Origin of the sequence: Candidatus Brocadia sinica JPN1 (assembly GCF_000949635.1) — a bacterium.
GTDB classification, from domain to species: domain Bacteria; phylum Planctomycetota; class Brocadiia; order Brocadiales; family Brocadiaceae; genus Brocadia; species Brocadia sinica.
In genome coordinates this window covers 1,807,238-1,831,748 of the sequence record NZ_BAFN01000001.1, presented here as the reverse complement: position 1 = coordinate 1,831,748, position 24,511 = coordinate 1,807,238, and the positions used below count along the sequence as shown (strand labels likewise).

The following is a 24,511-nucleotide window of genomic DNA, read 5'->3' as shown; positions in this document are numbered from 1 at the left end:
GGAATATTATCATGGACAAACTTCATTTTATTACCGAAGAACTCGGCAAGTTAAGAGAAACGGGATTGTTGGTTCACATCCGTACAATTGAAGGGCCTCAGGGATCATGGATTACTGTTGACGGGAAGAAGGTATTTAATCTCTGTTCAAATAATTACCTGGGTTTTGCCAATAATCCTCAGTTAAAATCAGCCGCGCAAAAAGCAATTGAGGATTATGGCGTAGGACCTGCTGCGGTGAGGACTATTGCGGGGACGACGACCCTCCATAAAGAGCTGGAACGGAAACTTGCCTTCTTTAAGGGCACCGAAAGCACGGTATCCTTTCAATCCGGGTTCTGCGCAAACCTGGCGGTTATCCCTGCAATCGTTGGGGAAGGCGACGTTGTCTTTTCTGACGAACTCAACCATGCAAGTATCATTGATGGATGTCGCCTTTCTAAGGCCAGGATTGTCCGATATGAACACTGTAACCCCCAAGATCTTCAGTCAAAGATTTCCGATGAAATCCGCATGAACCAGAGACTCACAAAGGAGGCTGAAAATACACCCCCTCAATCCCCCCCTTCGCAAGGGGGGGAGAGAAAAGTATCTCATAACGAAAAGAGAACCGGGCGATTCCTTGTTATCACAGATGGGGTTTTCAGTATGGAGGGGGATATTGCACCATTACCTGAAATCGTGGATATTGCTGAAAATTTCGGGGCCATTACTATGGTGGATGACGCACACGGCGAAGGGGTGCTGGGAAGAGGCGGCAGGGGCATTGCCGACCACTTTAATTTGCACGGCAGAGTTGATATCGAGGTGGGCACAATGTCAAAGGCATTCGGCGTGGTGGGGGGATACATTGCAGGAAGCAAAAAATTGACGGATTTTCTGGCACAAAAGGGTCGTCCCTTCCTTTTTTCCAGCGCTGTTACTGCGCCCGACGTGGCAGCTTGCATTGCGGCAGTAGATACTTTAACCGCTTCAGACTCACTGGTCCGGCAGCTCTGGGAAAATACCGCTTTTTTCCAGGAAAAGATGAGGCAGGCAGGGTTTAACCTCGGAAACACAAAAACACCTATTACCCCAGTTATGATAGGGGACGCTAAAATAGCAAAAGATTTTAGCCAACGGTTATTTGAAGATGGCATCTTTGCTCAGGCTATTGGTTATCCTACAGTGCCCCTAGACCACGCCCGTATTCGCGTGATGCTTTCAGCCACACACACCAGGGAAGATCTTACATGGGCAATTGAACGCTTTAAAAAAATTGGAAAATTCCTGGGAATACTACCGTGAAGATATTCTTTCTGTTGATTTTTCGGAGAAAAGTATTTAGTATGCAAAAGTATATCTGTTTTCGTAAATTATTACTTTTTGGTTTTTTTCATAAGGTTTTGGGTGTTTTCATATGAAGAAATTCATTATTGTAACAATTGCAATCGTAAGTATGAACATGTTTGGTTGTGGCAAAGAAGAAACGAAAGTGTCAGAGGAAAACCGTGTTTCTCCCGAAAAAAAGCAAACTGAATCAGGACCACGCGAAGAACTTGGTTTTATCAAGAATGAGCAAGGTTTCATCGTGCACATGAAAGACATCAAGGTGTTGTTAAAACATTTGTCATCATCGATTCATCAGCAGGACTGGGAGGCTATTAAAAAGGATACAAAAAAACTCAAAAATGCAAGCCCTGTGGCCTTCACAGAAGCTAACAAAAAAGACCTGCCGAAAGAGTTTGTCAACCTTGATGTCAAATTCCACATGAGCGCACTGGAGTTAATCAGCGCCTGCCAGGAAAAGAACAAAGACAAGGTCACGGCTGCCTTTTTTAAGGTAGTAAACAGTTGCGACGAATGCCATGCCAAATTCAATCCCAAAGAGGAATCTACTTCGTGGTTTCAGTAAACAATAGGTAAAATTTCATAAAAACCTATATATTGGTATTTGCCATTTTTAAGAGAGGGGGGTGATCTCTGTGGTTTGGGGGAAAAAGCGATTGATTGATTATGCCACCTGCGGTGGGTGAGCAGGCAAGATCCCTGTCGAAGACATGGCGTACGTGGTCAAACATTTACCCGATTACCCAAATGATCGGGTATTGGTTGGCCCAAAGACCTTCGCCGATGCCGGCATTTATAAGATTAACGAAGAGCTGGCGCTGGTAGAGACCCTGGATTTTTTTACACCGGTGGTAAACAATCCGTATGATTATGGACAAATAGCCGCTGCCAATGCCTTAAGTGATATTTATGCCATGGGTGGCAAGCCCCTTACGGCCATGAATATCCTCTGTTATCCCTTAAAATTTCTGGATAAAGATATTTTGGTGGAAATACTCAAGGGCGGAGCTGACAAGGTCAATGAGGCAGGCGCAACGATTGTTGGAGGCCACACCCTCCAGGATAATGAGATCAAATATGGATTATCCGTTACAGGAACCATTCACCCCGATAGGATCGTAACCAATGCAGGCGCCAGGGCAGGTGATGTGCTGGTATTGACAAAGCCTCTTGGCACAGGATTGATTATCTCGGCGATCAAGGCCAGTAAGGTTTTTGAGGAAGATATAAACCTTGTTACCAGAAGCATGTGCCAGTTAAACAAAACGGCTTCTGAAACGATGCTGGAGGTAGGAGTCAGCGCCTGTACGGATATCACCGGATTTGGCCTTCTGGGTCACGCATATGAGATGGCAGAGGCCAGCAAGGCGACACTGTCCTTCTTCGCTGAACGCATACCAGTATTTGAAGGTTGCGAACGCTATGTCAAGATGGGATTGATACCGGGGGTATCAAAGCTCAGTAAAAAATATTTGAAGGGCGCCATTACCATAGATTCCACGGTGCCGGAAGCGTTGATTGACATTCTATTTGATGCGCAGACCTCAGGCGGGCTGCTTATCTCGCTTCCAAGAGAAAAGGCGGAGGCGCTCTGTGCAAAACTCCAGAAAAGAGGCGTTATGACTGCAAATATCGTTGGCGAGGTAGTTGAAAGGAGGAATGTGTCTATCATCGTTATATCATGAACCATGCCTGGAATAAGTTGGCGCAAAGATGTACGATTTAAATCTCAAATCTAAAATCGTACCTCCTGATTCAAACTTTTTTTGTCCCTTATGGTTCATGAAAATTTTCGGGAAAAAGGAGTTTTTTCAGAGCAATACTATCGTACTGCACAGCCACAACTCAATTAACCATCCTTATTCCCTCCCCTTCGCAGGGAGGGGATAAAGGACATAGGTGTTAAGTTAAGCGATTTGAGGTGCATGGACAAGCCGTGTTTGTCCGTGCCTGCTTATGACTCACAAGGATATGAAAACTGCTGGAGATATTGCAATCCATTGTCCCCCGCCAGCGGGGGACATGGAGGATTCAATACAAAGAAGAGATTAACCGTGATTACTGATTCCTTAACTTAACTCTATGGGATAAGGGAATAGTAAAAACCTTCTCAAAAAAATTTTTTCAGAGGTCGGAAGAAAGAAATTCTGTGAAGATCGTGCATATCGTGTTTATTACTCTATTCACAATTATTGCAATTTCTTGTGCCGCCCGTTTCATACCAGACAAAAACATGATCTTTGCCATGGGCGGCATGCACTCCGTCGTGGATGAAGATACGTTTACACGGCAGCGGAAGCGCATGGTAGAAGAACAAATCGCATACCGGGGGGTAAGAGATAAAAGGGTATTAGAAGCCATGGAGTCTGTACCCCGCCATTTGTTTATCCCTGAAGAAGCCCGTTCGTATAGTTACTACGATCAACCTGTACCCATTGGTTACGGACAGACCATCTCCCAGCCTTATATCGTGGCCTTTATGACGGAATTGTTACAGACAGGAAATAACGATGTTATATTAGAGGTGGGAACTGGTTCGGGATATCAGGCAGCCGTCCTTGCCAGGCTGGTGAAACAGGTCTACTCCATTGAAATTATAAAAGATTTGGGAGAAGAAGCCAGGCAACGGTTAAAACAATTGGGATATGCAAATATAGAAGTCATGATTGGCGATGGTTATAAGGGATGGGCGGAACATGCACCTTTTGATGCGATTATCGTCACCGCGGCTGCAGAACATATACCCCAGCCCCTTATTGACCAGCTGAAAGCCGGTGGTCGGATGGTTATTCCTGTAGGTGGTGTTTACGCAGTTCAGGACCTCATGTTGATCACCAAGGATGCATCCTCAAAGGTTGTAAAAGAGTCCATTATTCCCGTCCGATTTGTTCCTCTTCTCCGAAAATAATATCCCATAATTTTGATGAATTCATAATTCTAAAAATGCGGGTTTTACAAAGTGATCGCGTAAAAAGCCAAAACAACATACATCCACAATAAAAAAAACCTCCCGCAGGACGAAAGACCCCACGGGAGGTCAGGGGAGGTTCAGAGGAAAGATCGTAATAATAAAACTCAGTGTTCCAGAGGATTATACGGTTTACCCTCCTTGATGAGAGGTTCTTCAGGCTTTGCAACCTTTGTTTTTGACCGCACATCAAATATCGTCAATGCACCCATAGGATACTTGCCGGTTGAAACCATGCCTCGAAGATTATGGTCATGCATGATGGTAATCCCCGCGCCTAAATTGCAAGACATGCATTTCCTCTGGCTGGCAAAGTGAGGTATTTTCACCAGCACATCAACTCGTTCCCCACTTGCAAGACAGAGGGTATCTTTTTCATACGAACTCTTCAATTTCCTTCCATCCAATGCGATTACTTCCATATGGTATCCATGCGGATGAGGAGCAAACACATGATCTGCGCCAATAGCCATGAGACGCAACAGGACTGTCTCGTCCTCGTATGCAACAATCCTCGAACGGGGATCGTTTATTATTGAACGGGGATGATAGAGGTTATCGGTAAAAGTCCTGCCATTAATCAGGAAATAATCGGCCTTCCAGTCCTGGAGTCCGTGAACAATGCCTGTCTCCTGCAACTGTTCATTTGCCGTTGAAGACAGCTCGCTAAAAAATAACGTGTAATCACGGTCATACTTGTACCCATACGCCGTCTTTGTCTTGTCCTGATGGATAATAATTGGGAAATACATACCGGCCAGGATATGATTAAAACTGTCCACATGGCAATGACCCAAAAAAGAGCCTTCGTATTGTGGAGTCAATTCGTAGGTAAAAGCTTTATGTTCCAGCACAGGGTCAACCGGCAGCGAAGGCACACCGTCAACCGCTGGTGTCAAATCCAGGCCGTGAAAGTGAATAGTATGCGCCACGTGGTTAATCCCTGAGTGTTCATCGCAGGAGTGTATACCCGTATTATGTAACGTAATCCGTGCCTTTTCTCCGACAAAAAGGTGAAGTGTGTCACTGGGTACTTTAACGGGCTCTAACAGTCGTTCCACCTCTTCTTTTGTTTTTACTTCTCCCACGTCCTTGAAGCTTCCCCTGGCGTGAGTATAACCCATCACCCACACCAATTCGCCATTGGCCATCTCTATATATCCATCGGTGGTGTACAGGTGGAATTCCCATGCCCCATCTTTGGCGCGATCCCCAATGAGATCTCCATTTGTCACATTGATTAATTCCTGTTCCTCCTGGCTGAGACCCCAGGCCTCGGCTTGTTTTGCCTCTTCACCAGATACATCCGGCATAACAGTATAGGTTGCAATACCTGCCAGCATTATTGCAGTCGTCCACCCCAATAACTTTGACGCTTTCATGACATTCCCTTTCTTCAAAAATTACGTGAAACAAAATATACCATTACTATTGCACAATTCAAATTTCCTGTCTTAATGACCAATGGGAATACCTCCATCAATCCTGAAAAAATGGCATCATTTTCTTTTCGATCATCCTTTATTCCTCCTTTAATAATTGGGTTTGTATTGTTAACTGTCTTTTGTCCCATATTTTTTTCAATGCCAGGATTAACTCATTTACGTTTACCGGTTTCGTGAGGTAGTCGTCAGCGCCATACTTCATAGCTTCTACAGCGGTTTTTATCGATTTACTCCCGGTAACAACCACAATCGCTATTGATGTATTCCTCTTTCTCACTTCATGGATCAGCGCCAATCCATTCATTCCGGACATATTCATGTCTGTAACAATGATATCAAAACTTTTTTCGGAGAGCAGTTTTAATGCATCATGACCGGATAAAGCGCCGGAAACAAGATAACCATCACCCTTCAGAATCTTTACCAGCCCATCCAATGTATTTTTGTTGTCATCTATCAGTAATAATCGAGGTTTTACCATAACTGAGAATAAATAAGAGGGACTAGAAAAATTACTTGTTATTACGTAGATAACAAGTCGCATACCAATCAGGTATTTAACGATTACCATAATTGGTGTATCTATCTATAAATTCAATTGTTAGAAAAACTGACTTTCTCAATTTCCCCATCACAGAAATTGGTTGGTTCGTAAGAAAAAGGGCATTGCTAACGAAAAATTTACGGGAATATGGATTTTACAAGAAAATTGCTTGAAAATTTTTCGATTCCCGTTGATACAATTTCGATGAATTCATGAGCAAGGAAAATTTACTGATAGCTAATTTTCAGGAGGAAATTCTATTGGATCTTCATTAGCTGTAGAGAATACATTTGAAGGCAGGGAGGAAGAAGGAGGAAAGTATACCAATTATACATCTCATAGCTGATTCAATTTGTAGATTGAACCATATATTTGAACGGCGCCCTAAAGCCTGAAAACGCGCCGTGAGGATGGAATGACACCACATGTTCCGGTTCTATCAGAGGCGATTGAACCAGCGAAGAAATATTTTTCACTGCAATTTTTATTTTGCCATTCAAACTCGTTCGGACCAGGATAACAATTGATTCAAAATTCAAATTTTTGCCACAAGTCACAAAAACAAACTCTGTGACTTGTGGCATGACCGTTTACTTTCTTACCATTTAAGAAAGCAATACATGATATTTTATGCACTGGGTCGGGCAGATATCAGCAGCTCGTTTTATATCCTCAGCATGGAGGGCAACATCGACACCGGATTTCACCTGAGGCCCAAGTTCTTTCACAAAATCAAATGCCCCGGATGCCTCCTCAACACACATTGAACACTTAATACAATCGCCCTCAAACCAGACTGTTTTCATCTTCATACCCAAAACCTCCTTCATGAAACTGGAAACTCACCTCTGAGCCCTGCATCGTTACATCCATGGCCCAAAATAATCGATGTGATAAACATCTATAATTATCCAAAAAAGCTTTGTCCAGGCAGTTGTGATCCTGCGCAACTTCTCCGGATCATTTTTTAATTCGTTGGCAAAGAGATTAAACAAATACTGATGTATATACCCCCACAGGGCAAGATTCAGCCTTATCGGTATATACAGGTCTTCAAAACCAAAGATGGGCACATGCACTGCGCCAACCCAACGGACAAAATTCCAGAACTCTTCATCCCATTTGCATTCCAGTATCTTAACCAAAAATCTTTGCTGCCTCGCCCTCCGGATGTCGACGTATTCCTTGGCTATCTTCCCATTTTCATCCCTGAACCATCTGGATAACCACGGATCATTTATCAGCTTTTCATAATAAATGTGGTCAAGAATCGCCTTCAGATTTGCGACTATGATATCTTTTGATTCCTTAATAGCCGCAGTATCCTTATCCGTAAAATTAACACACTGGGCCATATATTCGTAACGCTTCATGATGTCCAGGCTCGTATCCCGGTAAAGGTTCCATGCCTTGTTAAATTCAGGGACATCCAAAACGGGATTGCGCTTGCCAGCCGAAACCTTCTTCTCCGCTTCCATCGGAAACATTTTCATATAAGCATTTGACATGATTGACATATTATTTTAACCTCCTCTAAAAACCGAAAAATGTTTACTTAAGATTACTGTGTTTATCTGCACGTACAACGTAACAACAATGCGTTGATCGACATGACGCTCAACACACAAAATATACACTGAGCTACATCTGCACCTCCCCTCCAATGAAAACATTTAACTGTATACCTCCAAAGGAAAAACACACAATACAAAGAACTTCAATGCATGTATCTTTACGACTGACATTGATGTCGCATATCTTCAACAACAAAAGAGATGCCAACCGGAATTTCCAGCCAAACAAAAGTCATAAACACCTTTTTTAAAAGGCACTTGACCTATCCGTATTATTCGTCTGTGTGATTAAGTGAAAGAAATGATTTAATGAAAAATATGCGTTATGTGAAAATTTTGCGGGAATCTGGATATGGGGATAAAAATGATTTGAAAAAATTTCGTTTCTAACTCCACTCTTTTACTTTGTATTCGATTTTTCTGCTCGATATGCCCAGTATTTTGGCGGCTTCTCTCTTGCTTCCCTGCGCCATCTGAAGTGTCTTCTGGATAATTTCCTTTTCAGCTTCTTTTAACGAGGTTCCTAAAGGAATTTTGATAGTTGAAACATCTTCCTTGACCGGAATAATATTTTTCGGTAAATGATCTACAGAGATCATATTTTTTTTACACAACACAATAGCCCTTTCTACAACGTTTTCCAGTTCCCTTACATTCCCGGGCCAGTGATACGCACAAAGCGCCTCCATTGCCTCAGGGGCAAAACCGTCGATTTCTTTTTTATACTTTTTGGCATATTTAATAACAAAGAAATTGGAAAGGATGGGGATATCGTCTCTTCTCTCCCTCAGTGACGGCAAATGGATAGTAATAACATTTAACCGATAAAACAGGTCTTCGCGAAATCTTCCCTCTGAGACCTCTTTTTCAAGATCCCGGTTCGTCGCAGCAATCAGCCGCACATCAACCTTCAGGGTTTTTTCACCACCAACTCGCTCAAACTCACCCTTCTCCAGAACGCGAAGGAGTTTCACCTGTACCTTTAAACTCATTTCACCCACCTCGTCCAGGAAAAGTGTGCCTCCGTCTGCCATCTCAAACCGTCCTTTTCTGGACTGAACGGCGCCGGTAAATGCTCCTTTTTCATGGCCAAAAAGCTCGCTTTCCAGCACGCCTTCTGACAATGCAGCACAATGTAAGGCGACAAAAGGCATGCTCGCCCTTTCGCTTCGGGAATAAATAGCATTGGCAATGAGTTCTTTCCCCGTCCCCGTTTCACCTAAAATCAGGATCGAAGCCGTGCTGGGGGCAACATCCTCTATCATATGAAATATTTGCTGCATCTGCAGCGTACTTCCAACAAGTTCGAAAGATTTATACTTATCTTTGAGCTTCTCCCTTAATATGTGGTTTTGGGCAATCAGCTGCTGTCTCTCCCATAATTTTTCCAAGACTACATGTAATTCTTCCAGATTGATTGGTTTGGTCAGATAGTCATCGGCACCGCATTTTATCGCTTCCACAGCCGTTTTTACGGAACTGTAAGCGGTAATAACCACAATTGCAGCCGACACTTCTTTCTTTCGTATCTCATGGATCAGCGATAATCCCCCCATCCCCGGCAGCTTCATATCCGTGATGATGATATCAAAATTTTTCCGGGAGAGAAGATTTAATGCCTCATAACCCGATAGGACACCTGAAACGGAATACCCATCATGCGTCAATATCTTCACCAATCCGTTCAGCGCATTTTTGTCATCATCTATAAGTAACAACCGTGGCTTTGTCATAAAAATCGCAAATACCTTGAATCTCAAAAATCAAAGATAAACTAGTTTATTGGAATCGCAATCACAAATTTGCTGCCTTTTTTCGATGGTTCCAGCCGTATCGCTCCTCCATGGGCCTGAACAACATTCTGGGCAAAAGAAAGCCCTATCCCGGTGCCCCCGTCCTTGGTGGTATAAAACAGATCAAATATTTTGTCTTTCACCTCATCCGGAATGCCCGGACCGGTATCCTGACAGGAAATCCGTATCTCATGTTCCACCTGTTTCGCACTTACCAGCAGCTTCCCGCCGTCAGGCATTGCCTCGACGCCGTTAATCATGACATTCAGGATTGCTTGCTTGATCTTATCCCTGTCCACATTTATTTTTGGCAGTTCAGAAGCAACTGCTAATTCCACCTGAATACCGCTCAATTGCGCCTGAGGCAAGAGCAAAGAAACAATTTCGTCGAGTACCCCATGAATATCGACATACCGTTTGTTGAGTTCCCCTGTCTTTGAAAAATGCAGGCACTCTTCGACAAATCCACTCAAACGGGTAAGTTCCTTTTGAACCACAGAAACCGTCTCAAGCAATTCCTTTTTTGATTTTTCATGTATTTTTGGAATATCCCGTATTTCCCGCTCCAGCACCATCATCTGGATGTGCATGGCATTTAAAGGATTTTTGATTTCGTGCGCCAATTCTGCAGTAAATGCGCCCAGGGTAGACAAGGTTTTTGACCTGAGGACTTCATCAGAGAACCTTTTCCGTTCACCAATATCCTCTATAACGGTAACAATATGGGTCACCTTCCCTTCGCTATCAGCGATAGCCGCAGCGCTCGTCTCCACCCAGGATTCACTGCCGTCGCCCCGCCGGATCAACAGCTCTCTGGAAGCTTGAGAAAGCCTGCCCTTGAAAATCTCCATGCCTGGACAATATTTCTCCGTCAGACACATACCTGTCGAGGTATGACATTGAAAAATATCACCGCAATCCTTGCCAACGATCTCCTCTTTCCGCCATTTTGTGATCTCCTCACAGGCACGATTAAAAAACACCACCTTCCTGTTCGTATCCTGTATCATAATCCCCTTGCTGGTATAGTCCAGCGCATAATTCAAGATCTGAGTTATTGCATTACTATTGTTATCCATATATTTGCGTTTTATCCTGACCCGAATAAGTCGGAAGCAAAAATAAAAGAAGAAAGGGAGAATTGAGAAAAATAATGTCAAAATATTTTTATTCAGCGACTAACCAAACAACCTCATTCCATTTATTAAGACTATCAAAATTTCAATAAAAGTAAATGTCAAAAAACAGAAACAAACACATTGCTATTTTCTTACAGGCTGGCGGAGGCATCACACTATTATCTCAGGATTTGAAGGGCTGTCAGGAATTCATGTGCAATCTTGACGCAATTACAATCCCGGCACAAGCCTCAGCATCAGATACCGCATCATGGTGCTTCAGGGGAATGCCAAGATAAGTGCAAACGCTGGGCAAATTTGCATGGCGGAGATTCCATGTCTTGCGGGCAAGCCGTACCGTGCATTGAAACGGCAGTACCGGTGGCGGCAGGGCAGCGGTCTGGCAGCATGCCATGAAGACTGAACGATCGAAGGCTGCATTATGTGCCGCAATAAATTCGGCGCCTGCAAGTTTCTCAGTTATATGCGGCCACAGTTCACCGAATGTAGGCTCATTGGCAACGTGTTTCCATGAAATTCCGTGGAGATACGTAAACACAAACGTACGGCGTGGCGGGCGGATGAGGAAGTGCACCTTATCAATGATCCGGTTGTTCAACACCCTGACTAATGCGACCGAACAGGCGCTGTCAGGGCCATAATCTGCGGTCTCAAAATCAATCGCAACAAAGCAGTTATTGGCATCCGGACTATTTGCTAATTTTGGTTGTACCAAAGAAACCGATTCCGGCCGGGCCGGATGCAGGCGATTCTTTAATGGAATCCCTTTATCACTAAATACGTTATCCCGAAAAGAATTCCCAGCACCTCGGCTCTCTTCTTGCAGCAACAGTTCCATGAGTTCCTCACGACAACCCTTGCCTGATATACCACAGCTCTTACAAATTGCCTGAACTTTAGCATCGCTCAGATAGGGGAGAATAATTTTCGCCGACACACCAGGCAGATCGCATAAGGCCTCGCACATTTTTTTCTTATTCTGAATGTCGATGCCTCTTATCTGAAAAGCATGAATGATGCGCTTGAGCGTGTCTCTCCTCAGAGAGGACAAAATAGCCATTTTAATACTCATAGATCATCATATTAAACAATTTTCACTATCCGCCTAACAATCATGCCCGGCATTAACCTCACACATCAGAAAAAGTACAACGCCAATAATACGAATTATTACTACTATTATTGAATACTTTATTCAGGAGAGTCAAGAATTATATAAAATGCGGAGTCGAGGAATCAGTCGAACGATGAAGGGGAGGTAAAAAACTTCCTAATAAAAGAGGTTTTTACGGGGCAATACTCTCTCTATCGTTTCATGAAAAGTCATACACCCTTTTGTCATTGCGAGCGATAGCGAAGCAATCTCAAGCCTTTTTATACAACTGCTCCTTGCAATGACATTTTTTTCTGTGTTTACCTTTTTATGAAACGCTATACTATATTGTTGTAATGTGGCAATTATGCTAATAGATTTTCTGCGATTTACGCAGTTGAAAGATGTTTTTCAAAAAGCTAAATTATTACGAATTATTTATGAGACGCATACTTCACGTAGATATGGATGCGTTTTTTGCAGCAGTTGAGCAGCAGAGACACCCGGAACTGAGGGGCAAGCCCTTGGTAATCGGTGACAGCGGAGACCCCACAAAGATGGATTTGGTATCAACTGCATCCTATGAGGCCAGAAAATTTGGGATCTATTTTAAGATGCCATTAAAGACGGCACGCGAGTTATGTCCCCATGCCATCTTCCTCCCCGCAGATCATAAGGAATATGCAAGGGTCTCTGAAAGAATAAAAGATATTCTGGGAAAATTCTGTCCCATCATGGAAGATGCGGGCATTGATGAGGCATTTCTTGATATATCGCGCATAGACAAACCGGCGGAGGAGATTGCAAAGGAGATCAAGAAGATAATTATAGATGAGACAAGTCTTACCTGTTCCATTGGAATAGCCCCCAACAAACTCCTTGCAAAGATGGCCTCCGATATGCAAAAACCGGATGGAATCACGATCATTACCAAAGCCGATATAGAAAGTCGTATCTGGCCATTACCGGTAGGAAGGCTTTTAGGGGTAGGACCGAAGACTGAGCAATCTTTAAAGGAGATGGGTGTAGAAACCATCGGAGACCTTGCTGCAATACCTCTGGATAAACTTTCTGAGAAATTTGGGAAGTCTCAGGGGAGATGTCTCTATGAGGCATCAAGGGGAATAGATGAGAGTCCTCTTATTACTACCCACCGTAAAACAAAATCTATCAGAAAAGAAAATACGTAGCAGCAGGTAGCACCTATTTATTACACGGACATCATTATAAAAAGGTGGATTCGACCTATCGGCCTTAATCCACCCTACACGTCACATATTATTTTTTGGGGTAGGGTGTATTAAGAGTACGCGAATCCACTAAATTGAAAATACATTGCAAAGAAAAAGAATATGAGCTATAAATTGACCAGCTTAAATTAATTGTCTTTTAGGGACGGGTATTACTTGATGCAATTATAACTCTTACTAAAAAAGAATCCGCAAATAAATAAATTGAAATTTATGGTTAATCAAAAAGCACTTATCGAGAAAAGAAATCAATTCCATTATCAAGATTTGTGAGTGGTATACGTGAGAATACCTTTGCCGAACTTAGGAAAGGTGTTTTAGACTATTGAATGTATTGTTTCAAAAGACGTAAAAAAGTAGGATAAAATGTCTGATAAAGTAGCAAAAAAATTTCAAGAATTAAAAAAAAAATACTCCGGTAAAAAAACTGCATTAAAGTTCAGCATTGTCCGGTTAGAAATTTGCGTAAAACAAAAGACAATAAATTTTTTTAGAAAGAGGTATTTTTTGCTTGACTTTTTGAAATAGTCAATGATGGCAAAATTTTTATAACACTTTAACTATAAAGGAGTTATAAAAATGCCATATACCATTGATCCGTTTTGCAAACAGCAAAAAATTCCCACGTTTCATGAACTGTTTAGTCCTGTACAGAATATTTTTCATTCGGTGCCACCTCTTGAATCAAAAGGAAACAGGCCGTTGCAGATGAATTTCGAACAACAACTCAAAGCACTTATTTATTACCATCTCCAAGAACATTCCTCAGGCAGAGATCTCCTTCAGGAACTCCAAGAGGATGATTTTGCCAGAACCGAAATAGCGCCTCCCGACGGTATCAAAAAGAGCAGCTTTTTCGAGGCCATCAACCACAGAGGCATCGAGCAACTCCTCTTTATTTTCACGAAACTTCAAGCCGATGCCACAAAGGTGCTCCCCCAGGAATATGAACATCTGGGGGAACTCGTCAGTATTGATGGTTCATTCATTGACGCAGTCCTTTCCATGCATTGGGCAGATTACCGAAAGGGGGCAAAAAAAGCAAAAGCCCACCTTGGTTTTAATCTTAACCATTCTATTCCATCAAAAATTTACCTTACCGATGGTAAAGGTGACGAACGCCCTTTCGTAAACAAAATACTCTCCCCTGGTCAGACGGGAATCATGGACCGTTATTATCAGTGCCATAAAGACTTTGACCTATGGCAGACAGAAGGAAAGCATTTTGTCTGCCGTATCAAAGAGAATACAAATAAATCCGTTATAAAAACCAATCCTCTCAAGCCAGGGAGCATAGTCTTTTATGATGCCCTTGTCCTGCTTGGAACACCCCAGGTGAATCAGACAGAAAAACCTGTTCGCCTTATCGGGTATTGGATAGACGCTAAAGAGTATTGGGTTGCAACTGACCGCCATGACCTTACTGCTGAAGATATCGCTTCTCTTTACAAGCTTCGCTGGAATATTGAAATATTCTTTGGTTGGTGGAAGCGCCACCTCAAGGTCTATCATCTTATCGCACGATCACAGCACGGATTAATGGTTCAAATACTTGCAGGGTTAATTACCTATCTTCTACTTGCTATTTACTGTCACAATAATTTCAAAGAAAAAGTTTCTATCAAAAGAGTCAGAGAGTTGAGAATCAAAATAAATAATGAAGCCAGAAACTTAAACTTTTCTCCTTTTGGTAACTACAATTTCAAAGAACATGCTAAAAATTATGACCACGCAAAAACTTAACCGGACAATGCTGAGAAAATCTTTCTGAACCAGAAATACCTCAAACCATAATAGACGAATTTATAAAAAAAATTAAAGGCGATAAATTTCAAGAAGATAAAATGAGCGAATATCGTAATAAATTAGAAGTCGCTGCAATTTTCAGACTTCTAAGAGAAAAGGGAAAAGTTGAGGGAAGAAAATCAAGAAGAAAAATTTATGCTGGTTTTGATACATATACTTATCTGTCATCAGGAATAATCAGAATCTTCTTAAATTTAGTTGGTATGGCATTTTATCGAGCTGAAGGACAAGGTACAAATGTGAAAAAGGGAGAAAAGATTTCGGTAGAAGATCAAAACTGGGCAGCCCATATTGTTTCTAAAGGCTATTTGGAAAAAATTCATAAAAATATAGAGGCATACGGTGGTATCAATGGTGAAATGATGTACCAGTTTGTAACCGATATTGGTGATATATTTAGAGAAAGATTGTTATTCCACTCAAGCGAACCTGAGACTTTAAGCATTAGTATAAAAGATCCTCAGAATTTAAATACGGATGAAAGTCGCCTTCTTAACAATTTTCTAATCCATTCAGTAAGAGAATCTATTCTTTATAAAAGGGAAGAAACGAGTTCTTATCGTCCAAAACATACGACTACAATACGAACTAAAGATTATGTTTTAAATAGAATTTATTCACCAGCTTTAGAAATTAGTTATAGAGCAAGATGGGGAAGATGCAATTTTACCGTCAAAGAATTATCGTACCTTTTAGATTCCGATAGCCGTGCAGAAACAAAGAAAATACTTCAGCAAAGACAAAGAACAAGTGAAACAACTTACCCAATGTTTAAGGGGATGACTCTTGAGTAAAGAACTTTTAGAAATTCAAACAATAACAACGATTGTAAACAATGTAGCTGACAACATATTTATATCATCCGGAAGTCCGGAAATAAGATGCTTAGGTACTCTTAAAAAATTAGATAAAAACTATAAAGCAAAGCAAGTGCTCATTTTAAAATATTCTCATAAAAATAAGAAAAGAGAAGAAAATCTTAAAGAAATGCATGATATATTAAATAAAGTTGGCCCAATCGAAGAACTTTTAATCGATGAAGAATCTACCATGCCGATGATGAATGAAATTATTCAAAAAATCGAGAAACAAATTTGTAATTCTGAATCTCCCAGAATTACGATTGATGTTAGTACTTTAATAAAATGGCATATTCTTATTTTGCTCAATATGTTGGACAAAAAAGGTCTTTTCCATAAGTGCAGGTTTTTATATACAGAACCCAAAGAATATATTATCGATCTCTTTCAACCTCTTTCTTTTGGTATAAAACAAATCTTTCCTATTCCACTTTTTTCTGGGAACTATGATTTTGCAAAAGATTGTTTATTAGTCATTTTTTTGGGTTACGAAGGAAGTCGAGCAATGGCATTATTAGAAAATATAGACCCAACGGAATGCCTTCTTTTAATTCCAAAGCCCGCATATCATTCAAAATGGGAGGAAGGACGGAAGAGATGAATAAAGAAATTATAAATATAGTTGGAGATTCCAATATTCAATACATTAATTCGAAAAATCCTGTTTTAGTAGCTAAGCAACTAAAAACTATTCTTTCTGAAAGTTGTTCAAAATACAATTGTCTGATTTCTCCTATGGGAACAAAACCTCAAATATTTGGACTGTATCTTTATTGGGCAACAAATCCCACAAATACTTCACTGATTTACAATGCACCATTAAGGCATAATGATCTCTTTTATTCAGAAGGCATAGGAAAGACCTGGATACTTCCAACTGAAATTGATTCTAAAAAGGAGTAACATGAAAAGTATAAAACCATCATTTATTATCGAAAGTGATGTTGATGGAGAAATAATTTTAAAGAATATCGAAAAGGCTGGCAGGACAGCTTATAAAACAGAAGATAAGATTACCCCTGATTCTGCAAGGAAGTTTGTTAAAAAAATTTTGGATATGAACCATGAATCGGTAATCGAACATTATAATATAACGGTACGTATAATATGTGATAGAGGTATAACCCACGAGATTGTCCGTCATAGAATGGCAAGTTACACCCAGGAGTCCACTCGGTATTGTAATTATTCAGCAGGCAAATTTGGTGGAGAAATTACTGTAATTAATCCGTGTTTTTGGAATTCTGCTAGTGAAGCAGATAAAAAGAAATATGAAGTATGGGAAAAGGCAATGAAGGAAGCTGAAAAAGCCTATCTTGAACTTATTAATTTGGGTGCTACCCCCCAAGAGGCAAGAAATGTTTTGCCTAATTCCTTAAAGACAGAAATAGTTGTCACAATGAATTTGCGAGAATGGCGACATTTCTTTAAACTCAGAACATCGAATGCTGCTCATCCACAAATAAGAGAAGTAGCCTGCCCTTTACTGGATCAATTCAAAAAGCGGATACCTGTAATATTCGACGACATAGTATATTGATTATTAAAATAGATATCATTAAAGCACCTTATTAAACACGCCTTTCTGCGTCTTCAACACACATACAGGTAATGGGGCTTAATGAGCAAAAGGAGAAAGACTTATAGGTGAATGTCATCAAGAGTGGCTGAAACAGGCTGATTATGATATTAAAACAGCAGAAATAATGTTCGACAATAACCGATATTTTTACACAGTCTTTATGTGTCATTTATCCACACCGTAGGGACACGGTGCACCGTGTCCCTACATCGGCATAACGGTACAATCGGGGGAAAAAAATGACCTACGACCCGGACAAACACCACCGACGGTCAATCCGATTGAAGGAACATGATTATTCCAGGGCAGGCGCATATTTTATAACAATTAAAGAAATTTATTGGAATACCAAATCATATTCGTGGGATAAGCAAAATCGATGATAATTGTTACGTCAAAAAACAATGTACCCATAAGGCTAACAACGGAAAGGTGGAAGCATATAATTATGAGGCATCCCGAAATGGACAACCAGAAGGAACGTGTGCTGGAAACCGTAACCGAGCCACATCTTATACAGCAAGGTGATTTTGGTGAACTAATCGCGATGAGATTCTATGAGAAAAGTCCTCTTACTACCAAGTATCTGGTTGTAGTATACAAGGAAGTCACGGATACAGATGGTTTTATAATAACAGGCTATTACACCCCTAAACCTTCGGAGAGGAGAAAAATTCTATGGAAGCCATAAAAATACTTGATAAAAAAGAAAACCTCAGCTGGGATTATGATGAGGAGGCCGATGTCCTCTATATCAGTATTGGTGAGCCTCAAAAAGCAGTCGGAGTTGATATTGGAGAAGGGGCTATTGTAAGGTATAGAGAAGATATAGGAGAGGTTGTTGGCTTAACGCTTATCGGGGTAAAAGAACGATTGGTAAATAGTTTAAAGAAAAACTGACATTTGAACAATTTGGCAGGCCAACGTCCAATTCTATCCCAACGATAATTCGTCGTTCAAGGCGGCAACAAAAAACGCTTGAATGAAATTTGATAAGGGAAATCCCGATAACACGAAATAGTAGAAGAAGAAAATGACTAAAAATCCTCAAGAATGGCTGAAACAAGCTGATTATGATATGGACACGGCAGAGAAATTTTGACAGCAATAGGTATATTTATGCCGTCTTTATGTGTCATTTATCCATTGAAAAGGCCTTAAAAGGACTTTACCTTCAAAGATTGAAAGAAATACCGCCAAAGGTTCATAATCTTGTTTACCTGCTAAACAAAATTGGTATTAAACCTTCAGAACCTGTTGGAAGATTTCTTGTAAAACTTAACGAAGCCAGTATCGTTACGAGATACCCTGAGGAATTAGACAAGCTACAAAAGGATTTTACACGGCCTATTGTAAAGGATATACTTTTAAGGAGCAAGGAAGGCGTTGGAATGGATAAAAACGCAGTTTTAGAGATTTTGTCTCGTTTTAGAAAAGCCTTAGAATCCAAAGATATAAGAATAGCAAAAATGATACTATTTGGTTCTTATGCCACGGGTACATACAAGGAAGGAAGCGATATCGATGTGGTTGTTATATCCGAGGACTTTTCAGGCAAGGATTATTGGGAGAGAATAGACATCCTCTCTGATGCCATTTATAAGGTCTTTGAGCCAATAGAAGCTGTCGCTATGACCCTGGAAGAATGGGAAAAAAAAGAATCATCGGTTGTGGATTATGTCAAAGATGGTGAAGTAATATATGGCTGATACCGTATTGCCTCAGACCTATGAAAATCTCTCGAAAACCACAGATTGCACAGATGACACAGATTTTAATAAATGTTAAAAATTTTGCAGAAATCCTTTTCCGGGGAATTAGTCAGGTATTTTTACTCAATAATGTAACAACGGGCATCTTGTTTTTGGCAGGGATTTTTTGTAACTCCTGGACCATGGGTATTGGTGCTATCATAGGTGTTTTCGTTGGTACGTTCACGGCACTATTCCTTAAATATAACAAAAGTGATATTGAACAAGGTCTCTACGGGTATAACGGCGCCCTGGTGGGTTTGGCGATTGTTTGTTTCTTCGGACTCAACATCTCATCTGCTATTGCCTTAGTTTTCGGTTCTATCCTATCATCAATCATCAGAAAGGTAATGAGCACGTGGAAATTGCCTCCTTATACCGCACCGTTCATTGTCTCAACCTGGATCGTAATGTTCTTTCTCGTAACATTCAGGATTGTTCCTTTACAAGCAGCATCATTATCAGATGCAAGTAACCTAAAAATTATTACCGCTGTGAGTAAGGGTATTGGGCAGGTAATGTTTCAGGAAAATATGATTTCTGGTATCATAGTATTTATTGGAATATTGGTAAGTTCAAGGATATCTGCGTTCTATGTACTCCTGGGGTCTTTGATTGGGGCTATTATAGCTTTTCTGTTTTCACTTCCCCTCACTATGATAAACGTAGGGTTGTTTGGTTTTAATGGAGTTTTATGCGGCATGGCATTTTCAGATAAAAAGTGGCATCATATAATTCTGGCAACAGTATCCAGTATTGTTTCTGTTTTCATAACCTATGGAATTATGAATCTTGGTATAATTACTCTGACCGCACCGTTCGTGATATCCACGTGGTTGATTTTGTTGATCAATAGCAAAATAAGAAGAAATAATACATGATTAAAGTAAAGGTTAAACCAGAAGATTTTATTGTGGAAGAGGTCGCAGACCTTCCATTACAAAAAGACGGAAATTTCCGTGTCTATCTCCTCAGAAAGAGGGGGTGGAACACTGTTGACATCTTAAAGATGCTTTCCAGAAAATTCAGCATACCGCACTCGTATTTTTCCTATGGCGGCAAAAAGGATAAATATGCCTTTACATCGCAATATATAACAATCGCACGGCAGGGCGATAAAAAACAACCCCTCCTTTATCCTCCCCTTCGCAAGGGGAGGATAGAGAGAGGAGAAAAAAATCCCGGATTAAGCCCCCGAATTCACGGTTTCATACAAACGACAAAGAAGTACTATCAAATTCAATATCACTGCATGAATATCCCGTCCCGCAAAAGGTAGACGAAGAAAACTATTCCCTGAGCTTTGTGGGTTATATGGACAGGCCTATGGGACCCGACCTCATAACGGGGAACAGATTTCAAATTGTTGTCAGGAATCTTGCAGAAAATGATTTAACGTCAGCATTACATGAGATTGACCGTGTAAAACGGGACGGTTACCCTAACTATTTTGATGATCAGCGATTTGGCAGTTTTGATGCCAGGCAGGGATTTATCGCCGAAAAAATTCTTAAGAAACACTATAACGGGGCATTAAAGATATATTTTTCCAGTATCCATCCGGAGGACAGTAAAGAAGAAAAGGAACACAGAAAATTCTTTTATGAAAACTGGGGTAACTGGCAAGTGTGTCTAAAAGGAGCCACGAGCAAGTTTGAAAAGGAAACGTTCAGATACCTGGAGAAGCATCCGAAGGGATTTATTCCCATTCTTCAAAGGATATCCCATGAAAAAATGGTCCTCTTTTTTTCTGCATATCAATCGCACATTTGGAATGAATTTTTACGGAAAATTATTCGATTAGTCAGCAACGATAGTTTCATGTTCGGGACTTCCAAAACGATCAATTCCTCCCCCTTGCCTGTCCTGAGCAAAGCCAAAGGAATGGGGGAGGTTGAGTGGAGAGAAAAAAAGAATCACCCTCCCCTCTCCCCTCGTTCGACTGAGCGCTCACGACGAAGTCCCATCAAGGGAGGGGAAATTAGCTGCCGAAGGCCTGATTTAAAAATTTCTAAGGGAATTGCAGGGGATTATTTATTTTACACGCAATTAGACGATAAAAACAAAGCGTATTTAAGCACGTTAGTCATTCCCATGCCCGCTTCCAATATCAGGATGCCCGACGATTTTACAAAAAACCTTTTTTCAGAGGTTTTGAAAGAAAACAACTTAAAATCCCCCATGTTTAATATAAGAAAATTAAGACAGGCCTTTTTCAAGGGTATCGAAAGGAAGGCAATAGTCACTCCTGAAGATCTTGTTGTTGATTATGCGGAGGATGAGATTTACCAGGGCAAGAAAAAGTTAACCCTGAAGTTTTTCCTGCCGAGGGGATGCTATGGCACCATGTTTATCAAGAGATTGTTCTGTTGATTATCGAATAGCTTTTGGTTTTTTATTGCGGTGGAATCAAAGCAGTTGAATTGGCCATAACTAACTCTCTCATAGAGCAATCAAAAGCATTCGCACCCATATTCTCTAGTGTCTAACGCCGCGCTTGAGCGGCAAGCGGAGGCGGGCCGGCGATCCGCTCGAACGCAAGATTAGCCTGCACGGCTACTTTGTTCCTTCCCACCGTTTTCCCAGGGCGCCTGGACGGGGCCGTGCAATAGGCCACACTTCTCCATGACTGAAACCGCCTTGTCGATCAATGCCAGTACGTCCTTGGTGCTGTCCACGGTCAGCTCAGGGGTGTCGTAGAGCCCTGCGGTCATTTCTAGGTTCGCGAATGCCATGCCGAGCCGATCCTGATCCTCCGGCTCCAGAACGGATGACTCCTGCATCATGGCGCCAATCGAGCGAACCGCCTCGCGGAATTCCTCCTTCTTTAGGACCGCTGCCGGGTAATTGATATGGCCTCCCTGCACAACCCGGCCCAGGCTTGGCCGCAAGAGGATGAGCTTCGATCACAGACGAATTCTGAGGCTTTTGGCGTGCGCCTTTCGTCGCCGTGCGCACGCCAGATTGGAACCAGCGCAGCGACGACCGCTAAAAAGGTTGCGATTGCCGCGACCGCCTCCCAAGGGATCTCGCTCAAGTGGATGGTCATTCAGCTCTTGCCAACATTAAGTATATTATCCGTAGTTGAACAGTGGAATAAAACCGTACCTATTTTATCAGAATCTGCTATGCAAAGTAATAATCTTATGATTCCTCTTCACAAGCTTAATTACCGATAAAATATAGTTGAACGAAGCCGCCGTTCCCAACCCTTGGGGATTCAATCACACGGCTGCAGTCAGAAATACGTTTTTATACAACTCCACATTCGATGGTTTTCAATACAACAACTTCAGAGGATAACATATTTTCACAGAGATATTTTGGGAACTCTGGTATTCTTTAAAGTCATCCTTTCGAAGAGGGCGCACTTCTCCCCTTTGTCCGGTAAAAATACTCTTCTCACTGGAATAAATCAAGACAAAATTACCCCTTTCTAGGCGGTGAATGAGTGCGGAGGAGTAATGTTTCCACCCGCACTATCCGGTTCTTTCCACAACAAGGATATAACCTTGGGCCAACCCCGTTAAGGCGAGTATTCGAGTAGGATGGGTTAAACGAAGTGAACCCATCGGCACAATGGTTTGTTGGGTGCGCCTTGCTTCACCCAACCTACAAAACTTGCACTACTTCTTGAAGTGACACAGAAAATTACGTCATCTATTCTATTCTTAAAGGCCTTGCGCGGAATAGCTGTCAGGTGGAGTACCTTATTCGGCGCTTAGTTTTCAAGCATTTTTATTATATGTTTGGCTAAATATTCTTTAATTTCGTTGTGTCTTGGTACAGGCTGCGACACTTTTGTTGTAGGATTCTGGTACCAATCGTGTTTTCCACCGTGACGGATTAAAATACACCCCATCTTTTCAATTTGCTTTATTAAATCTCTTCTTTTCATGCAACTTCAAGCTCAGCAACCTTACGTATGCATGGAATGTTACCGCTAGTTAATTCTTGATAAATATCTTTTAAATTCTCTTTTAATTCTTCAAGTGATTCTCCTTGAGTCTGATAATCTGGATATTCTTCAAGGTAACCCAGCCACGTATCACCATCTTGCCAATATACATATTTTTTCCTTTCCATGTTATTTCTCCTATATTTTTTTGTACAACTCCACATTCTATGGTTTTTCAATAAAACTCCATAGGACATCATGTTTTCACGGAAATATTTTGAGAACTCTGATATTCTTTAAAATCGTATGCTCGAAAAAGGCGTACTTCTCCCCTTTGTCCGGTAAAAATACCCTTCTCACTGGAATAAATCAAGACAAAAATACCGCTCACACTTTTTGTTCGTCCGCGTTGAGCGCCGGATTAGTTACTTTTTCTTTTCCTTTGTGCCTCGATATATTTGACGCCCCTGATACCGTTAAAATTCGCATCCTGAGTTCATATGGTGGCTTTTTTCAATCGAGAAATTGCAAGTATAGTACTATCAGCCATTGGAAGGTTATGGTCTATACTACATTTGGCAGCATGAAGAGCAGAGGTGTCATCTAATGATATAATTTTACCCTGATGCATTAATGCAATAGCTTGTAATGCTGCGCCTTCACCACGTTGCTGGTAGACTCGCTTAAATACTTCATAAATGCATATGGTAGGAACGATAAGATTCTTTGTGTCTTCAATTGGAGGGGTAAAGAAGTCTGCATTAGGGCCATCAGCAAAGTATTCGAGCCATCCACAGGAATCGACAAGATTCATATCCGATCGTTATCCCATTTTACTGTTGTATCAATTCCTTTGAGAAAGCCACGCATTGATTTCATCTCTTTTTCAGGAATAAATTCTATCCGGCTCTCATATTGCAAAATATGGAATTTTTCTCCCGGATGGATTTTCAATGCTTCACGGATTGATTGTGGGATAACTACCTGATATTTTGGGGAAACTTTTACTGATTCCGTCGATAAATCTCCTGTAAAACAATAGTATGATCGATAAAAAATGTCAAGTAACAATTTTATCTAATACCAAAATAATGTCAAACTGTTTATGGTAAGCTTGCCGACATAACAATGAGTGACGGCCTTACCACCGATGATGCAGGAAATATCTATATTACCGATATGGAGAATGCTGCCATCCATAGGATTGACCAAGGAGGCAAACTCCAGACATTATTTAAGGATCCTAGAAAATTTCACTGCCCTGATGGTTTTAGTTTCGTGCCCGGTGGAGTTCTCTACTTTACCGATAGCGCCCTTCAAGATGTTATGATGAAATCCGCAAAGCAGATTAAGATGAGCCGCCGTATTATATCTATCGATTTCATCCCGGTTTTCCGGCAACTCCTGGTCATTAGTCAGAAGACCGGAGTCTGAAGGAAAAACGTAACTATTTCTCTGAACGAAGTTTTTCAGTGAGAAC

At 41.1% G+C, this 24,511-nt stretch carries 30 protein-coding genes and 1 pseudogene; 19 read left to right on the top strand and 12 right to left on the bottom strand.

The features are described 5' to 3' along the window. Positions 1–11: 11 nt before the first annotated feature. The 4 genes from BROSI_RS08160 to BROSI_RS08145 all read left to right on the top strand — a co-directional run bounded on the left by BROSI_RS08160 (position 12) and on the right by BROSI_RS08145 (position 4,236). A complete protein-coding gene (locus BROSI_RS08160) occupies positions 12–1,286 on the top strand; it encodes an aminotransferase class I/II-fold pyridoxal phosphate-dependent enzyme (RefSeq protein ID WP_052563267.1) in 1,275 nt (424 codons plus the stop codon). 112 nt (positions 1,287–1,398) lie between these two features. Continuing rightward, a complete protein-coding gene (locus tag BROSI_RS08155) occupies positions 1,399–1,893 on the top strand; it encodes a cytochrome c (RefSeq protein ID WP_052563266.1) in 495 nt (164 codons plus the stop codon). Between the two features lie 130 nt (positions 1,894–2,023). After that, entirely contained in the window at positions 2,024–3,013 is a 990-nt protein-coding gene (gene selD / locus BROSI_RS08150; protein WP_420886075.1) for a selenide, water dikinase SelD, read from the top strand. Between the two features lie 464 nt (positions 3,014–3,477). Then, the gene (locus BROSI_RS08145) at positions 3,478–4,236 is read left to right on the top strand and encodes a protein-L-isoaspartate(D-aspartate) O-methyltransferase (RefSeq protein WP_230400659.1); all 759 of its coding nucleotides are present in this window, start codon (positions 3,478–3,480) and stop codon (positions 4,234–4,236) included. Positions 4,237–4,403: 167 nt separating this feature from the next. Here BROSI_RS08145 and BROSI_RS08140 read toward each other — a convergent pair whose 3' ends face one another. The 7 genes from BROSI_RS08140 to BROSI_RS08105 all read right to left on the bottom strand — a co-directional run bounded on the left by BROSI_RS08140 (position 4,404) and on the right by BROSI_RS08105 (position 11,863). Then, positions 4,404–5,678, bottom strand: a complete 1,275-nt coding sequence (locus BROSI_RS08140) for a multicopper oxidase domain-containing protein (RefSeq protein ID WP_052563264.1) — start codon at positions 5,676–5,678, stop codon at positions 4,404–4,406. A gap of 139 nt (positions 5,679–5,817) precedes the next feature. Beyond that, positions 5,818–6,312, bottom strand: a complete 495-nt coding sequence (locus tag BROSI_RS08135) for a response regulator (protein WP_082059118.1) — start codon at positions 6,310–6,312, stop codon at positions 5,818–5,820. A 578-nt stretch (positions 6,313–6,890) separates the two neighbouring features. Continuing rightward, complete coding sequence (locus tag BROSI_RS08125) at positions 6,891–7,097, bottom strand: ferredoxin (protein ID WP_052563260.1); 207 nt, start codon at positions 7,095–7,097, stop codon at positions 6,891–6,893. 51 nt (positions 7,098–7,148) lie between these two features. Then, positions 7,149–7,802 (bottom strand): protoglobin family protein, encoded by a 654-nt coding sequence (locus BROSI_RS08120; protein WP_052563258.1) that lies wholly within the window; start codon positions 7,800–7,802, stop codon positions 7,149–7,151. A gap of 443 nt (positions 7,803–8,245) precedes the next feature. After that, positions 8,246–9,592, bottom strand: coding sequence for a sigma-54-dependent transcriptional regulator (locus BROSI_RS08115; protein WP_052563257.1), 1,347 nt, complete (start codon positions 9,590–9,592; stop codon positions 8,246–8,248). Positions 9,593–9,633: 41 nt separating this feature from the next. Then, positions 9,634–10,731 (bottom strand): two-component system sensor histidine kinase NtrB, encoded by a 1,098-nt coding sequence (locus BROSI_RS08110; protein WP_052563255.1) that lies wholly within the window; start codon positions 10,729–10,731, stop codon positions 9,634–9,636. A gap of 241 nt (positions 10,732–10,972) precedes the next feature. Next, positions 10,973–11,863 carry a 3'-5' exonuclease gene (locus BROSI_RS08105; protein WP_200891723.1) on the bottom strand — a complete coding sequence of 297 codons (891 nt, stop codon included), beginning with the start codon at positions 11,861–11,863 and terminating at the stop codon, positions 10,973–10,975. A gap of 461 nt (positions 11,864–12,324) precedes the next feature. Between BROSI_RS08105 and dinB the strand changes: the two genes are divergently transcribed. The 14 genes and pseudogenes from dinB (at position 12,325) to truD (BROSI_RS08040) (ending at position 21,506) form a co-directional block, all read left to right on the top strand. After that, a complete protein-coding gene (gene dinB / locus BROSI_RS08100; RefSeq protein WP_157842445.1) occupies positions 12,325–13,074 on the top strand; it encodes a DNA polymerase IV in 750 nt (249 codons plus the stop codon). Positions 13,075–13,725: 651 nt separating this feature from the next. Then, the gene (locus tag BROSI_RS08095; RefSeq protein ID WP_420886074.1) at positions 13,726–14,877 is read left to right on the top strand and encodes an IS4 family transposase; all 1,152 of its coding nucleotides are present in this window, start codon (positions 13,726–13,728) and stop codon (positions 14,875–14,877) included. A 35-nt stretch (positions 14,878–14,912) separates the two neighbouring features. Next, positions 14,913–15,734: an ORC-CDC6 family AAA ATPase gene (locus BROSI_RS08090; RefSeq protein ID WP_420886073.1), complete on the top strand. Its 822-nt coding sequence runs from the start codon at positions 14,913–14,915 to the stop codon at positions 15,732–15,734. Further along, positions 15,727–16,401 carry a hypothetical protein gene (locus tag BROSI_RS08085; protein ID WP_052563250.1) on the top strand — a complete coding sequence of 225 codons (675 nt, stop codon included), beginning with the start codon at positions 15,727–15,729 and terminating at the stop codon, positions 16,399–16,401. The genes BROSI_RS08090 and BROSI_RS08085 overlap by 8 nt, the downstream gene beginning before the upstream one ends. Next, the gene (locus tag BROSI_RS08080; RefSeq protein WP_052563249.1) at positions 16,398–16,703 is read left to right on the top strand and encodes a hypothetical protein; all 306 of its coding nucleotides are present in this window, start codon (positions 16,398–16,400) and stop codon (positions 16,701–16,703) included. Before BROSI_RS08085 ends, BROSI_RS08080 begins: the two co-directional genes overlap by 4 nt. Position 16,704: 1 nt before the next feature. Further along, positions 16,705–17,340, top strand: a complete 636-nt coding sequence (gene thyX / locus BROSI_RS08075) for an FAD-dependent thymidylate synthase (RefSeq protein WP_052563246.1) — start codon at positions 16,705–16,707, stop codon at positions 17,338–17,340. A 103-nt stretch (positions 17,341–17,443) separates the two neighbouring features. Further along, entirely contained in the window at positions 17,444–17,566 is a 123-nt protein-coding gene (locus BROSI_RS21315; RefSeq protein WP_082059355.1) for a HEPN domain-containing protein, read from the top strand. Between the two features lie 55 nt (positions 17,567–17,621). Beyond that, positions 17,622–17,711 (top strand): annotated as a pseudogene (locus BROSI_RS21310) (transposase); the annotation flags it as partial. A gap of 50 nt (positions 17,712–17,761) precedes the next feature. Then, a complete protein-coding gene (locus tag BROSI_RS08070) occupies positions 17,762–18,073 on the top strand; it encodes a hypothetical protein (RefSeq protein ID WP_052563244.1) in 312 nt (103 codons plus the stop codon). Further along, on the top strand, positions 18,061–18,282 hold the full coding sequence (locus tag BROSI_RS08065) for a DUF2283 domain-containing protein (RefSeq protein ID WP_052563241.1): 222 nt from the start codon (positions 18,061–18,063) through the stop codon (positions 18,280–18,282). Before BROSI_RS08070 ends, BROSI_RS08065 begins: the two co-directional genes overlap by 13 nt. 173 nt (positions 18,283–18,455) lie before the next feature. Beyond that, positions 18,456–19,091: a HEPN domain-containing protein gene (locus BROSI_RS20455; protein ID WP_200891722.1), complete on the top strand. Its 636-nt coding sequence runs from the start codon at positions 18,456–18,458 to the stop codon at positions 19,089–19,091. A gap of 53 nt (positions 19,092–19,144) precedes the next feature. Then, positions 19,145–20,014 (top strand): urea transporter, encoded by an 870-nt coding sequence (locus BROSI_RS08050; protein ID WP_157842444.1) that lies wholly within the window; start codon positions 19,145–19,147, stop codon positions 20,012–20,014. Then, positions 20,011–20,412: a tRNA pseudouridine(13) synthase TruD gene (truD, locus tag BROSI_RS08045; protein ID WP_052563235.1), complete on the top strand. Its 402-nt coding sequence runs from the start codon at positions 20,011–20,013 to the stop codon at positions 20,410–20,412. The genes BROSI_RS08050 and truD (BROSI_RS08045) overlap by 4 nt, the downstream gene beginning before the upstream one ends. Positions 20,413–20,459: 47 nt before the next feature. Continuing rightward, the gene (gene truD, locus BROSI_RS08040) at positions 20,460–21,506 is read left to right on the top strand and encodes a tRNA pseudouridine(13) synthase TruD (protein ID WP_230400658.1); all 1,047 of its coding nucleotides are present in this window, start codon (positions 20,460–20,462) and stop codon (positions 21,504–21,506) included. A gap of 170 nt (positions 21,507–21,676) precedes the next feature. On the opposite strand, the gene BROSI_RS08035 is transcribed toward truD (BROSI_RS08040), so the two are convergent. The 5 genes from BROSI_RS08035 to BROSI_RS21305 all read right to left on the bottom strand — a co-directional run bounded on the left by BROSI_RS08035 (position 21,677) and on the right by BROSI_RS21305 (position 24,090). Then, on the bottom strand, positions 21,677–22,024 hold the full coding sequence (locus tag BROSI_RS08035) for a hypothetical protein (protein WP_157842443.1): 348 nt from the start codon (positions 22,022–22,024) through the stop codon (positions 21,677–21,679). 830 nt (positions 22,025–22,854) lie between these two features. Next, a complete protein-coding gene (locus BROSI_RS19040; protein ID WP_082059116.1) occupies positions 22,855–23,031 on the bottom strand; it encodes a type II toxin-antitoxin system HicA family toxin in 177 nt (58 codons plus the stop codon). Continuing rightward, positions 23,028–23,219, bottom strand: coding sequence for a hypothetical protein (locus BROSI_RS08025; RefSeq protein WP_052563227.1), 192 nt, complete (start codon positions 23,217–23,219; stop codon positions 23,028–23,030). Before BROSI_RS08025 ends, BROSI_RS19040 begins: the two co-directional genes overlap by 4 nt. Before the next feature lie 308 nt (positions 23,220–23,527). Continuing rightward, complete coding sequence (locus BROSI_RS08020) at positions 23,528–23,845, bottom strand: type II toxin-antitoxin system VapC family toxin (protein WP_052563225.1); 318 nt, start codon at positions 23,843–23,845, stop codon at positions 23,528–23,530. Further along, positions 23,842–24,090: an AbrB/MazE/SpoVT family DNA-binding domain-containing protein gene (locus tag BROSI_RS21305; protein ID WP_052565720.1), complete on the bottom strand. Its 249-nt coding sequence runs from the start codon at positions 24,088–24,090 to the stop codon at positions 23,842–23,844. The genes BROSI_RS08020 and BROSI_RS21305 overlap by 4 nt, the downstream gene beginning before the upstream one ends. Positions 24,091–24,159: 69 nt before the next feature. Here BROSI_RS21305 and BROSI_RS08010 point away from each other — a divergent pair, with 69 nt between their 5' ends. Next, positions 24,160–24,465, top strand: a complete 306-nt coding sequence (locus BROSI_RS08010; RefSeq protein ID WP_052563223.1) for an NHL repeat-containing protein — start codon at positions 24,160–24,162, stop codon at positions 24,463–24,465. Positions 24,466–24,511: the final 46 nt, after the last annotated feature.